At 35.7% G+C, this 13,478-nt stretch carries 11 protein-coding genes; 3 read left to right on the forward strand and 8 right to left on the reverse strand.

The genetic code is table 11. The features are described 5' to 3' along the window. Positions 1-23: 23 nt before the first annotated feature. The 6 genes from ABWU33_RS01125 to ABWU33_RS01150 form a co-directional block, all read right to left on the reverse strand. Positions 24-389 (reverse strand): hypothetical protein, encoded by a 366-nt coding sequence (locus ABWU33_RS01125; RefSeq protein ID WP_211908607.1) that lies wholly within the window; start codon positions 387-389, stop codon positions 24-26. Positions 390-593: 204 nt separating this feature from the next. Continuing rightward, positions 594-1,472 carry an IS3 family transposase gene (locus ABWU33_RS01130; RefSeq protein ID WP_353273672.1) on the reverse strand — a complete coding sequence of 293 codons (879 nt, stop codon included), beginning with the start codon at positions 1,470-1,472 and terminating at the stop codon, positions 594-596. After that, on the reverse strand, positions 1,448-1,747 hold the full coding sequence (locus tag ABWU33_RS01135; RefSeq protein WP_353280344.1) for a transposase: 300 nt from the start codon (positions 1,745-1,747) through the stop codon (positions 1,448-1,450). The genes ABWU33_RS01130 and ABWU33_RS01135 overlap by 25 nt, the downstream gene beginning before the upstream one ends. A gap of 57 nt (positions 1,748-1,804) precedes the next feature. Further along, complete coding sequence (locus ABWU33_RS01140; protein WP_353280866.1) at positions 1,805-3,013, reverse strand: DUF350 domain-containing protein; 1,209 nt, start codon at positions 3,011-3,013, stop codon at positions 1,805-1,807. A 132-nt stretch (positions 3,014-3,145) separates the two neighbouring features. Further along, positions 3,146-4,141, reverse strand: a complete 996-nt coding sequence (locus tag ABWU33_RS01145) for an NAD(P)H-dependent flavin oxidoreductase (RefSeq protein WP_353280867.1) — start codon at positions 4,139-4,141, stop codon at positions 3,146-3,148. A gap of 5 nt (positions 4,142-4,146) precedes the next feature. Then, complete coding sequence (locus tag ABWU33_RS01150) at positions 4,147-4,668, reverse strand: cytochrome b (protein WP_211908601.1); 522 nt, start codon at positions 4,666-4,668, stop codon at positions 4,147-4,149. Between the two features lie 264 nt (positions 4,669-4,932). On the opposite strand from ABWU33_RS01150, the gene ABWU33_RS01155 reads away from it, so the two are divergent. After that, positions 4,933-6,105, forward strand: a complete 1,173-nt coding sequence (locus ABWU33_RS01155) for an NADH-quinone oxidoreductase subunit D (RefSeq protein ID WP_211908599.1) — start codon at positions 4,933-4,935, stop codon at positions 6,103-6,105. Between the two features lie 18 nt (positions 6,106-6,123). Here ABWU33_RS01155 and recJ read toward each other — a convergent pair whose 3' ends face one another. Continuing rightward, positions 6,124-7,863, reverse strand: a complete 1,740-nt coding sequence (gene recJ / locus ABWU33_RS01160) for a single-stranded-DNA-specific exonuclease RecJ (protein WP_353280870.1) — start codon at positions 7,861-7,863, stop codon at positions 6,124-6,126. Between the two features lie 659 nt (positions 7,864-8,522). Between recJ and miaB the strand changes: the two genes are divergently transcribed. Continuing rightward, the gene (gene miaB, locus ABWU33_RS01165; RefSeq protein ID WP_211908595.1) at positions 8,523-9,839 is read left to right on the forward strand and encodes a tRNA (N6-isopentenyl adenosine(37)-C2)-methylthiotransferase MiaB; all 1,317 of its coding nucleotides are present in this window, start codon (positions 8,523-8,525) and stop codon (positions 9,837-9,839) included. A gap of 63 nt (positions 9,840-9,902) precedes the next feature. Here the strand turns inward: miaB and ABWU33_RS01170 are convergent, their stop codons facing one another. Beyond that, positions 9,903-10,136, reverse strand: coding sequence for a hypothetical protein (locus tag ABWU33_RS01170; RefSeq protein ID WP_246433244.1), 234 nt, complete (start codon positions 10,134-10,136; stop codon positions 9,903-9,905). Positions 10,137-10,274: 138 nt separating this feature from the next. Here ABWU33_RS01170 and ileS point away from each other — a divergent pair, with 138 nt between their 5' ends. After that, positions 10,275-13,445, forward strand: coding sequence for an isoleucine--tRNA ligase (ileS, locus tag ABWU33_RS01175; RefSeq protein ID WP_353280871.1), 3,171 nt, complete (start codon positions 10,275-10,277; stop codon positions 13,443-13,445). Positions 13,446-13,478: the final 33 nt, after the last annotated feature.

The following is a 13,478-nucleotide window of genomic DNA, read 5'->3' on the forward strand; positions in this document are numbered from 1 at the left end:
TAATAAAGAATCATCTATCTTACTTAATCCTTATCTTCTTTTTTGTTATTGGATTGTAACTGTATGTCCTTTGCAAAGTTGAATTTTTCTTTCAGGTAATCTGTTGCCTTTTCTGTGCTTCCAAACATCATGATCAGTACGCCAAATATTATCATGAAAAGAATTAGGCCTCTGAACACTACTGCAAGTATCACTGTAGCTATACATAAACCTATAATTGTTGAGGGACTCATATTTTCTACAGTATCTTTAACTGAAAATGAAGAAATAAGTTCTTTCAACGTTCCTGGTATATTTTTCAATTCATCACTTGCTTTGCTAGAACATGACATGAAGATAAAACTTAACAGGGCTACAATAGCAAAAACTCTACCCAATTGAATATGCATCAGCTAAATACCTTTAAGATACTCCTCAAATGTAACAATTTTTACATCAATAGGCAAGAACCGAATTCACTTGCTCACCATAAGTAACTCATATTTAACTTTTATCACCGTGTTAGCTCTTTATTATCAACAAGAGGACTCACACTAATGGATGTCAATTTGACCTTACCCAGAAAAAGTAGACAGAAAGTTAAGACGTTTTTGCTATGAGAATGATGAATCAAAAAGCTCAGGAATGCAATAGTTAATAGTAGAATGTCTACGCTGTTTATTATAAAAAATTTCTATATATTCAAATATTGCGGTTTTAGCTTGTTGTGCAGAGTGTTGTGAAGTATCAATGAGTAACTCTCTCTTAAGTGAACTAAAAAAGCTCTCTGAAACAGCATTATCATAACAACAACCTTTGTGACTCATACTAGAAGTAATATTTTTTGTACTTAGTAAAAATTGATAATTTTTAGAGGTGTATTGCGATCCTTGATCGCTATGAAATAGTAGATTTTTAGCAGATTTGCGCCTACCAATAGCCATGAATAACGCATCTATAACTAATTGCCTATTTACTGCATTACTCATTGACCAGCCAATCACCATGCGTGAATATAAATCTATTATTGCTGCCAAATATAACCATCCTTCATTAGTTTTTATGTACGTAATATCAGTTACCCATATCTTGTTAGGTTGATCAGCGATGAAATTCTGATTTAATATGTTAGGAGTTATAACTCTATTGTCTATTTGTGGTTTTTTACTTTTAAACTTTCGTCTAAGCTTAGCTTGAATGCCATTTTTCTGCATAACATTTTGCACTGTTTTGATGTTATAATTTTTACCTAAAGCCTTTAATTCAGCGTGAATTTTAGGAGCTCCGTATCTGCATTGTGATGCTCGATATACCTTCTGAATATCTTGTATGAGCTCTTCTCTTATTGATTTTTTGTTGTTTTTTTCCTTAGTAATCCATTTATAATAACCACAAGCAGATACGTTCAAAAATCTGCATAATTCCCGTATTTTATAGCAGTTTTCATGTTCTTTTATAAAAGAATATTTTACTCTTTTTGGTTTGCAAAATATCCCAGGGCTTTTTTTAAAATGTCTCTTTCCCTCGTTACTCTTGCCAGCTCTTTCTTTAAATAAAACTTTTCTTTGTCACAATGAGCTACTTTCCCTTTTCCTGGAAACGCATCTACTCCAGACATTCTATCATTGTATGTTTTTACCCATCTGCTTAATGAATCACCGCTAATACCCAAATCTCTTGCTATTTTTGCTGATGATTGACCTGTTTCTTTTACTAGTCTTATAGCTTCAATTTTGAATTCTGCTGTATATTCTTTTCTTTTTGTCATACCACACCTCTTTGAAAAAACGTTTTATTTTACTTCAAAAACGTCTTAACTTTCTGTCTACTTTTTCTGGGTAAGGTCAATTTTACTTGACAGAATATTTGAACAAAATTCAGCAGCAGCTGCTGTAGCAAACACTGCAGCCACCACAAACAGTCCTGCTCCTACTAATCCTGATGTCATTGCTCCTGCAACAATGCACCCTATTGCTAAGAGAGCAGAACTTGTTACAAGTGCGACGTGAAGATTTTTGTTTTTACTACTATTTTTATAATTATTGGATTGCATTGTATCTTTTACCTTACTGCCTGTCACTGAGATCACACAATGAGGCCCTTCTTCAGTCTTCTTATAATGTTTAGAAGGGGATATTCTGCCGCTTGGGCCTTTGGGCCTTGTTTTGTTCGGATGTGCTAATTTTGTTTTTCCTTCATCTTCTAGTTGCAAACTATTATCTTCCTCAGCAGGGTTTAATTTTAAGTGTACACTTTCCTCAGATGAAATGCTTGTTACTGAAGTTAAGCTGTTCCTTCTGCTACTTGATGCCAAGCTAGATGAATTTATTCCACTATCTAAATCACTACTACTACTGAGTTTAGAAGTATTTGCACCGCTTGGCACTTCTACAGGACCTCTTGCTTGCAATTGTTCTGATGTAGGAGTTGTTAAAGCACCATAACAACCTGAACTTCTCAAGGGATTATATATTCCAGGGGTTCCTTTTCCACTTACACCCTTAGCTAAAGAATCCTTTTCCAGAGGATTAATACCTGAATTTTTGGGAATTTCAACTTCACCAGAAAGACTTTGTTTGTTAAATAGTTCCATAGCATTACCTTGTCTATCTTTTTGATTTTGAATAACGCTACTAGAATGATTTTTGTCACTACTTTTATTAGTAATCCTTGAAATTATTCCTAATATTTTTCCTCTTCTTGTTGGTGATCCTTGTGATTGTTCTATTTCATTCTTAAATACTGGAAGTCCGACTTCTGATCCCATTACTTCTTTTTCCAATTCTGGAAGAAATTTCTCGGTGTAATAATTATAATATTTTTCTTGTTTTCTCAATGACTTTTCTAATTCAATTAATACGTTGGGAGCAGCTCCTTTGTTGAACAACTCTATGCATTTTGCGATAGTTCCATCTCCCTTTTTTGGACTTTCATTATTATGTGTTTTTTTTGTGACCTTTTTGTATATAGCATTGTACAATTGTTGATTAATATCTTCTTTACTCTTCTGATGTTTTGCAAAACGACTTAGCATAACATTTCTCCATACATAACAAAATGTATGAATACCTCTTTAGCGTTAATTTTACATTAAAACTGGGCAGTTATGCCTTATTGCAGATAATTATAGCAATTTGCTAACTATTTTCTTTGCTGATTACTGATTTTACATTTCAACATAATTGCTTGCCTGTTGAACTAGTATATCTATTACTTCTTTTACAGGCTTTTCTCTATCAACCATGCCAACACTTTGACCAGCCATTAAAGATCCTGTTTCAACATCTCCATCAATTACTGCTCTTCTTAAAGCTCCAGCCCAGAACTTTTCTATTTCAAGTTGCCCCTCTTCTTTTGAGATTTCTCCATTCTGATATTTATCGATAATGTCTCTTTGATGCTTCATAAAATCATCACTTGCTTTGTTGGCTATAGCTCTTACTGGAATTACAGGGAAATCAGCACTAATCTGCACAGAAGATACAGCATTACGCGCAGCTGATTTGATGAATACTTCTTTAAAATTTTTGTGAGCGATTGACTCATTCGTGCAGACAAATAATGTACCTATTTGACAGCCACTTGCTCCCATTTCTAGGTAGTTCACTATCATTTCGCCTCTTCCTATTCCACCTGCAACAAACACCGGTGTTTTCTCATTTTTAAAATGAGGTAATATCTCTTGTGCGAGAACAGAAGTGCTAACAGGACCGATATGTCCTCCTGCTTCCATACCTTCTATTATTAACGCATCTACTCCCATGTTTACTAACCTTTTCGCAAGGCTTAATGCTGGTGCAAAGCACATAACTTTAATGCCTGCATTCTTGATTTTTGCTATATTAGGTTTTGTTGGTAATCCGCCAGCAAGAACTACATGGCTTACTTTTGTTTCAATGCATATATCTATTAACTCACTCAAATTTGGGTGCATAGTAATTAGATTGACACCAAATGGCTTATGAGTTAATTTCTGTGTCTCTATGATTTCTTTTTTCAGTAAGTCTGGAAACATTGCACCACATGCAATTACACCAAAACCACCGGCATTTGAGATTGCTGAAACTAAATTTCTCTCTGAAACCCAGCTCATAGCACCACCCATTACTGCAAACTCACTACCGAGAAAATTCGTTCCTTTCTTCCAAAGGTTGCTCAACATATAGCCTATATCATACGTTTAAAAATGTTTTGTTTATCTATAAATGTGTGTTTTAAAGCACCAAGTATATGCAAGGTTATAAAGACTATCATAAGATATGCAAGCATCGAATGTAGCTGATTAGCTGCACTAGCTAGCTCTTTGTTTTCATTGATTAACAAAGGGATATGAACAAAATATTTGATCTCTTTACTAGAAGCAGAAGACATGACATAACCAGATAATGGCATTAGCACCATCAAAAAATACAAACCAAAGTGTATCGTTTTGCTCGCATTAATTACGAACCGAGAAAAACTTGCCGGTAATTGAGGAACATAAGTAAAGACACGAAAAAATATACGTACTATAATTAATCCAAAAACGGTGATACCACAAGCCTTATGAATAGCGTATATGCTGAATTTAATTTCACTGCTAATCGGCAAACTTTTCATGTACAGTCCAGAATAAAGCATACCAATAATAAGAGCAGACATTAACCAATGAATGATCCTTAAGCCTAAACTATATTTATTGTTTTTCATTAATTTTGATTACTCTAAAGTAGAATTTATATAGTAGAAAAACTATTTCTCAATCAAAATTATCTATACATAATTTCGCTGCCTTGATCAACATAAGTGCAATAATTGTATGTGACACATAAACATTGTCTATCAGATCATGAAGAAGTGGTGAAGTTTTTGAGAGTTTTTCTATTGTAACGATGAGTTATAGCTTGTACAAGAAGCCTATTGACTTTAAGCACATTTTACCCTATACAATTTTAATATCTTAAACTTCCAAACATGCCAGATCTAAAGACAATGATGCTAAACTTTGGCCCTCAGCACCCAGCTGCACATGGGGTGCTACGTCTTGTTTTAGAAATGGATGGTGAAGTGATCGAGAGGGCAGATCCCCACATTGGACTTTTGCATCGCGGCACTGAGAAGTTAATAGAACATAAAACGTATCTTCAAGCTCTGCCTTATTTTGACCGCCTTGATTATGTGTCACCAATGTCACAAGAGCATGCATATTCGTTATGTGTAGAAAAATTATTGCAGTGCGAAGTTCCGATTAGGGCAAAATATTTGCGTGTTCTATTTTGTGAGCTGACAAGAATACTAAATCATTTACTAAATATCTCTTCCCAAGCACTTGATGTTGGGGCGATGACTCCTCTTTTATGGCTCTTTGAAGAGAGAGAAAAAATACTCGAGTTCTATGAAAGGGCCTCAGGTGCAAGATTTCACGCAGCTTATATAAGGCCAGGTGGACTTGCAGCAGATATCCCAGAAGGTTTGATTGAAGATATTGCAAAATTTATAGAGCAATTTCCAAGGTATATAGATGATGTTGATGAGCTTCTAACAGAAAATAGGATATGGAAGCAACGCACTGTAGGAATTAGTGAAATATCAATAAAACAGGCGCTTGATTGGGGCTTTACTGGACCAATGCTCCGTGCTGCTGGACTTGCTTGGGACTTGCGAAAAAGCCAGCCATATGAGATATATGATCAGTTAGATTTTGATATACCAATCGGTCAAAATGGTGACTGTTATGACCGTTATTTAGTAAGAATGGCGGAGATTAGGCAATCTATCAGCTTGGTGAAGCAATGCATAGAGAAGATACCTGAAGGGCCAATAAAAACTGAAGATAGAAAAATTTCTCCACCGCCAAGAGCGGAAATGAAAGAATCCATGGAAGCTATGATTCATCATTTTAAGCTTTATTCAGAAGGATATCACGTGCCAGAGGGTGAGGCTTACGTAGCTGTTGAAGCGCCAAAAGGTGAGTTTGGAGTATATATAGTTTCAGATGGTACCAATAGACCTTATAGATGTCGAATAAGAGCACCTGGCTTTGCGCATTTACAGGCCTTAGATTTCATGGCAAAAGGACACATGCTTGCTGACATTGCAGCAATTATCGGTTCACTCGACATAGTCTTTGGTGAGATTGATAGGTAATTATTGTAAAATAGTAACTTAACTAATGGTTAAGACATCTTCTATCATAAATTGTATAAATTCATTGCCATTCCAGTAATTCATAGAGATTTTACCCAAAATGGCTTTAACATTACCCTGCATAATAGCAGAGCCAAGCTCAGTATTTGCACAGCGAAACGCAATAGCTTTGACCATAACATTATCGTCAGCAATAAAACATTTTATATGGTCAACTCCTATAACTTCCGGCTTTCTTATCTTTGCTCCTTGAATGATGAATCTCGGTTCAGGATTGCCAACACCAAATGGCTCTAAGCGTTGCAATTGATTCCAAAGGGATAAGTTTATTGCTTTAGCTGTTACTATGCCATCGGCTTTTATGATTTTGTCATTTGTAGAGTTTGCAAATCTTTCAGTAAAAAAATCATGTAGATCACTTATTTTATCTTCTTCAATCGAAAATCCTGCTGCCATACTGTGACCACCACCTTCAATGATTAGGTTGGTAAATTTTGCAGAAAGAACCGCAGCACCAATATCTACTCCAGAAATTGACCTACAGCTTGCTTTTCCTATTCCATTGTTTAAAGATATCACTATCGTTGGTAAGTGAAACTGCTCTTTTAGTCTTGATGCAATGATACCAATTATTCCCTGGTGCCAATTACCACTTACCATTATAAAATTTACACCTAAGTGGGCAAAATTTTCCGCTTGTGTTGTAGCTTCCAAAATAGCCTCATTTTCTAGCATTTTTCTTGCATTATTCAAATCTATTAGTTTTAGCGCGATTGAATGCGCCTTTTCTTCATCATCAGTGGAAAGCAACCTTGCACCGAGCGATGCTTCTCCAATTCTTCCTCCGGCATTTATACATGGCCCAATACTAAACCCTAATCGTGAAACACTTGGTTTTTCAAGGATTCCCAAAGCGTCAAACAAAACACGTAAGCCAACATTTTTTCTTGCTGACATAACTTTTAATCCTTGTAAAACAAAAGCCCTATTTAGGCCTGTAATCTGCATAACATCGCAAACAGTTCCAAGAGCAACCAAATCCAGTAGATCAAATAAATCTGGTTCTTTTTTGTTGGTAAAAAATCCTTGCTCACGTAGGCTTCTGTTAAGAGCAACAATTAGCAGAAATGACACTCCAACTGCTGCTAAGTTATTATAAGGAGAGCTCTCATCAAGGCGGTTGGGATTAACAACTGCTACAGCACTTGGTAATTTTTCTATACCAAGGTGATGATCGATAACTATAATATCAAGTCCAAAAACCCTTGCCTCTTCTATTGGTTGATATGCAAGCGTACCGCAATCAACAGAAATACATAAATCAATACCATTCTTTTTAAGTTGTAATAAAGCATCTGTGTTCAATCCATAGCCCTCATCAACACGATCTGGAATATAGATTATAGAGTGTGTCCCAATCGCTCTTAGGTATCTATTAATCAATGCTGATGACGTTGCACCATCAACATCGTAATCACCAAATATTGCAATATTCTCATTATTGTTTATTGCTTTTATTATGCGAGAAACAGCTTTATCCATATCAAGGAGGTGAAAGGGATCTGGTAATAGCGATCTGATTAGTGGGTGTAAGAAGTCATGTGCATTTTCTATGTTAACACCACGAGCAACTAATATTCTTGCTAATATTTCTGGCAACTCAAATCTCTGTATAAGAGTAAAAATCTCCCTTTGATCTGCTTCTTGTAACTTCCACAGTGCATTTGTTATGCTGCGTTTTTCAATATCAAGTAGCATGCTCTTTATAAATAAAACTACTTTACCAGAACTTTTAAGCTTGTTCTATAATTGTGTTAGACTTCTGTATAACCTAAAGAAGGATATAAGAGAGTGTCACTCGAAAGGAATCACATTTATTTTGACAAAGAGCATCTGTAAAATCTAATACTTCTTCTTGCATAACATGCTCTTTAATTAGTATTATATCTATATTGGCATATAAGTGTGAACATTATATTAATGTAATTACTTTTTAAGTATGCATCGCAAATTTATGCCTGGAAACAGTTTTTGGTTACTCAAACCTTTTCTACCTTTATTTCATATTCTTTAAAGTATTTTTTGCACTTTCTTTATAAAAACCATAGGTACCAATCGGTTTTTAGCTTAAGAATAAAGGTCAAGTATCTGGAATTCTGGACATAAAATCCCCCTGAAAGATTAGAAAAAAAATACAGCGCACATACTACAGTATACACTGAAGAAGATACGCTACACTTTTTATTGAGAAATTGACTGAAAAGCCTGCAGACGGAGATAGATTTTTGAGCTCTTAAAATACCTCTACTGTTAGGGTAAGGAAAGCGAGAAGGTTTGTCAAGCAATCTTTATTGGCTGTTGTACTAGAATTCAGTTTTTCGTATAATTTGCTAGAATTTGTGTGAAGAATTTTAAATATGAAAGGCCTATACATTAAAACTTACGGCTGTCAGATGAACGTTTATGACTCCATTTTAATGGAGAATATAGTTAAGCCTCTAGGATTCAACGTTGTTAGTGATGTAGAACAAGCTGATTTGGTGATATTGAATACTTGTCATATTAGAGAAAAGGCAGCAGAAAAGCTTTATTCAGAGCTTGGAAGAATTCATTCGTCAAGAAAAGAAAGGACCATAGTAGTGGCTGGATGTGTAGCGCAAGCAGAAGGGGAAGAGGTATTCAAAAGAGCTCCTTTTGTTGATATTGTTGTTGGTCCACAGAGTATCGCTGCTTTACCGGAATTGATAGTCAAAGCAAGTAGAAGTAAAGGTCATATAATAAATACTGACTTTCTTGAAGTTGCAAAGTTTGATAAATTGCCGGATGAATGTTATGGCAATAGCCAGGGGTCTTCTGCGTTTCTTGCCATACAAGAAGGTTGTGATAAATTTTGTACGTTTTGTGTGGTGCCTTACACTCGCGGGGCTGAGTATTCACGACCAGTAAATGAAATATTCCGTGAAATATTGAAGTTAGTTGCAAATGGGGCAAGGGAAATCAATTTGCTCGGTCAAAATGTTAATGCTTATCATGGAGAGTGCGAAGAAGAGGTCTGGGATTTAGGAAAATTAATTAGTCACATTGCTAAAATTGAAAACCTAGAAAGAATCCGCTACACAACTTCTCATCCAAGAGATATGCACGAATCTCTCTACTTGGTGCATGCGGAAGAGCCAAAACTCATGCCGTTTGTTCACCTACCTGTGCAGTCAGGTTCGAATAAAATATTGCATGCAATGAACAGGAAACACACTGCAGAGGAGTATTTGGAAATAATAGACAGATTTCGCAAATTGAAACCTGAAATCGAATTTTCTTCTGATTTTATTGTTGGTTTTCCTGGAGAAACTGAAAAAGATTTTGAGGAAACTATGAAGTTAGTAGAAAAAGTAAAGTACGCTCAGGCTTATAGTTTTAAATATAGCCCAAGGCCAGGAACGCCAGGGGCGGAAAGAAAAGATCAAGTACCAGAAGAGGTTAAAACAGAGCGTCTTCTTCGGTTACAGGAATTAATTAGCAAGCAACAACTTGAATTTAATCAGAGTATGATAGGAAAAACTATTCCTGTTCTATTCAGTGATAAAAAAGGTAAACACCAAAATCAAATTATTGGTAAAAGCCCATACATGCAATCAGTATGCGTTGATGATCCTGACGATAAATACAAAGATAAAATAGTAAATGTAAGGATATTGGAAGCTCGGCAAAATAGTTTGTTGGGATGCGCTGCCTAATTAGAGAAAAGTGCTCCCATGGTCTCATGTAGAAGTACTTTGTGTGTTTTATAAGTTTATAAGCTATCTAGATTTAATCCTTAAAGGACTACAGCTCTCTGTTACGCAATCATATGAGACTTGATATAATAGATTCGCGGGATTTTTTTTCTTTTCCCACTGATAGCGTATTCTCTCAATCTCTCCAGAATTGTTGTATTCATAAGAAAGCGATTTCCAAATAAAGCTACTTTTACTATTATTTTTGTTAGCATCATGAAATTTATGATAAGGCCAACTTCTATTGTCTTTATTCATCTTCAACCTCAATAAATAAGTCTAATGAATTAATATGTTGTATAATGATGTCAATACCTATCTATGTTTATAGAAACAGAGTTTTTGAATTTGTAATTTTCCAGAAAGCTCTATATTCTTTGATTTTATCCAGTTAAAATGAATATGAAGTATTATCCTGATACAAGCAGCAGTCCTGATTTTTCATTGCTAGAAAAGGAAATCATAAAATTTTGGCAGGAAAATAAAATTTTTGAGCAGTCAGTCAAGAAACGTTCCAAGGGTCATTGTTTTGTATTTTATGATGGGCCTCCGTTTGCAAATGGACTTCCGCATTACGGACACTTGCTTACTGGTTTTATAAAAGATGCATTTGCAAGATATCAAACTATGCTGCAAAAAAGGGTTGAACGTAGATTTGGTTGGGATTGCCATGGCTTACCAGCTGAGATGGGTGCAGAAAAGGAACTTGGAATATCTGGTAGAACTGAGATAGAGAAGTTTGGCATTGAAAAATTCAATAATCATTGCCGTACTTCTGTGATGAAATTTTCATCAGAATGGGAGAAGTATGTAAATAGACAAGCAAGATGGGTAGATTTTCACAATGACTATAAGACTATGGATAAGTCATTCATGGAGTCGGTCATGTGGGCATTTAAGCAGCTTTATGATAAAGGTCTGGTGTATGAATCAATACGCGTTGTTCCCTATAGCTGGGCGTGCGAAACTCCACTCTCTAATTTTGAAACAAGACTAGATAATGCTTATAGAGAAAAAGCTAGCAAGGCTGTAACTGTTGCGTTTGAACTTTTAGAAAACCCAAAGCAATTTAAACAAAAATGTAAGTTGCTTGCTTGGACTACAACCCCTTGGACGTTGCCAAGCAACCTCGCACTGGCAGTAGGGGAGGATATTGAGTATTGTATGGTGTTAGTAAATGGTGAAGTTTGCATCTTTGCTGAAAGTTATTTAGAGAAATTTGTCAGCCACTGTGAACAAAGCAATATTCAATATGAAAACTGTAATATAAAACTTAAAGCAAGTGATCTTGCAGGTCTTCCTTATAGACCACTGTTTGATTACTTTAAAGATACAAAGAATGCGTTCCGTGTTTTCATTGCCGATTATGTTACAGCAGAAGATGGTACTGGTGTTGTGCACACTGCTCCTGGATTTGGTGAAGAAGATTTTTACCTTTGCCAAAGCCATGATATTCGAGCTGTTTGTCCAGTTGATAACGCTGGAAAATTTACTACTGAAGTTTCAGATTTGGCAGGAGTTCATGTTTTTGATGCCAATGATACAGTAATCAAGAAATTAAAAAGGCAGGGGAGCTGGTTTAAAACTGAGCAATATATTCACAATTATCCACACTGCTGGAGAACTGACACTCCTTTAATCTACCGCACTATGCCTTCTTGGTATGTTGCTGTGACAAAATTTAAGGGAAGAATGACAGAGCTAAATAAGAGAGTTAATTGGATGCCAAATCATATAAGAGATGGTCAATTTGGAAAATGGCTTGAAGGAGCGCACGACTGGTCTATTTCACGCAATCGATTCTGGGGTACTCCAATTCCTGTGTGGAAATCAGACGATGCAAAATATCCAAGAGTGGATGTGTATGGCTCAATAGCAGAACTAGAGCGAGACTTTAATGTTAAGATAGATGACTTGCACAGACCGTTTATCGATACTTTGACGAGACCAAATCCTGATGATCCAACAGGAAAATCAGTTATGCGTCGTGTGCCTGATGTGTTTGATTGTTGGTTTGAGTCTGGCTCGATGCCGTTCGCGCAAGTTCACTATCCGTTTGAAAATAAAGAATGGTTCGAGAAAAATTTCCCTGCGGATTTTATCACTGAATATATAGCACAAACAAGAGGATGGTTCTATACGCTTTTTGTGCTTTCCACTGCTTTATTTGACAGTGAGCCATTTAAGAACTGCATATGCCACGGTGTGGTTCTTGATGTGAAAGGGCAGAAATTATCCAAACGTCTGAATAATTATGCGGACCCAATGGAAGTGTTTGACAAATATGGTTCTGATGCGCTGCGTTTTCTTATGCTGTCTGGTTCCATTGTCTGCGGTGGTAATTTACTACTCGACAAAGAAGGAAATTTAGTGCGTGATGTTCTGAAAAACGTAATAAAACCTATTTGGAACAGTTATCACTTTTTTACTATGTATGCAAATGCAGATGGAATTAAAGCTGAGATTTGTAGGGATTATCAGAATACTATTGATTGCTACATGATTTCAAAATGTTTTGAAGCTGTGGAAGGTATGCGAGCTTCTATGAACAACTATAACTCTCAGGAAGCTTGCAAAATCTTGACAGATTTTTTTGAAGTGCTAAATAATTGGTATATTCGTCGCAGTCGCGAGCGTTTTTGGAAAAGTGACTTAGATCAAGATAAAACCGACGCTTATAATGTTCTGTACACAGTTTTTTATTACATACTACGGGCTGCAGCTCCTTTGTTGCCACTTATAACAGAGACTATATGGCAGGGGCTGAAGTATAAAGAAACATCTGTTCATTTGGCTGATTTTCCACAATTAGATAGATATAATAGTGAACTCATTGCCAATATGGATTTGGTAAGGGAAATATGTAATGCTGCACTCTCTATTAGAAACATGTTTAACATACGTATAAGGCAGCCACTTGGTAGCATGACTATTTATCATAAGTCTTCCTGCAATTTTCTTGAAGATGAATATCAAGAGATGGTAAGAGATGAGGTGAATGTAAAAGAACTAGAAATAGTAAGTGAATTGAAAGAGGTTGCATCACTAGAGTTAAAATTAAATTTTCCTGTGCTTGGAAGAAAAGTTCCAGACAAAATCAAGAAACTAGTTCAATACGTTAAGGAAGGAAAGTGGAAGCAAGTTGAGAATGAGCAAATATTTCTGGGGGATGAAACAGAGAGCTATACTATGGAAAAAGGTGAATATGAACTATTATTAAAAGCAAACAGTGAATATTCTGCTGTGTTTGATAATAACAAAGGAGTTGTTATTCTAAATACTGAATTAAATAATGAACTAATTCTAGAAGGGCTGGCAAGAGATATTGTGAGGCTTATTCAAGAAACTAGAAAACAGGCTGATTTTTATATATCAGATAGAATCAGAGTAATAATCAAAGCAGAAGATGAGAAAGTTAAAGAGGCAATAAACAGGTGGGATGAGTATATAAAAGAGCAGACCCTTGCCTTATCTTTGGACACTAATAAAGAGATCGAGGCCGATTTCTATTCTAAGGAATACCAAGGTTTGACAGTTGGTATTAAGTTAATAAAGTTGCGAAGTTAGTAATGTTTATGCTATACTTAAATTACTTTAAGT

The sequence above is a fragment of the Wolbachia endosymbiont (group B) of Cyclophora punctaria genome (genome assembly GCF_964028235.1).
Taxonomy (GTDB): domain Bacteria; phylum Pseudomonadota; class Alphaproteobacteria; order Rickettsiales; family Anaplasmataceae; genus Wolbachia.

Bases quoted from the DNA above. Each gene is read 5' to 3' on its own strand.
- ABWU33_RS01135 (WP_353280344.1), bottom strand. From the start codon at position 1,747: ATGACAAAAAGAAAAGAATATACAGCAGAATTCAAAATTGAAGCTATA.
- ileS (WP_353280871.1), top strand. From the start codon at position 10,275: ATGAATATGAAGTATTATCCTGATACAAGCAGCAGTCCTGATTTTTCA.
- ABWU33_RS01145 (WP_353280867.1), bottom strand. From the start codon at position 4,141: ATGTTGAGCAACCTTTGGAAGAAAGGAACGAATTTTCTCGGTAGTGAG.
- recJ (WP_353280870.1), bottom strand. From the start codon at position 7,863: ATGCTACTTGATATTGAAAAACGCAGCATAACAAATGCACTGTGGAAG.
- ABWU33_RS01155 (WP_211908599.1), top strand. From the start codon at position 4,933: ATGCCAGATCTAAAGACAATGATGCTAAACTTTGGCCCTCAGCACCCA.
- ABWU33_RS01150 (WP_211908601.1), bottom strand. From the start codon at position 4,668: ATGAAAAACAATAAATATAGTTTAGGCTTAAGGATCATTCATTGGTTA.
- ABWU33_RS01170 (WP_246433244.1), bottom strand. From the start codon at position 10,136: ATGAATAAAGACAATAGAAGTTGGCCTTATCATAAATTTCATGATGCT.
- ABWU33_RS01140 (WP_353280866.1), bottom strand. From the start codon at position 3,013: ATGCTAAGTCGTTTTGCAAAACATCAGAAGAGTAAAGAAGATATTAAT.
- miaB (WP_211908595.1), top strand. From the start codon at position 8,523: ATGAAAGGCCTATACATTAAAACTTACGGCTGTCAGATGAACGTTTAT.
- ABWU33_RS01125 (WP_211908607.1), bottom strand. From the start codon at position 389: ATGCATATTCAATTGGGTAGAGTTTTTGCTATTGTAGCCCTGTTAAGT.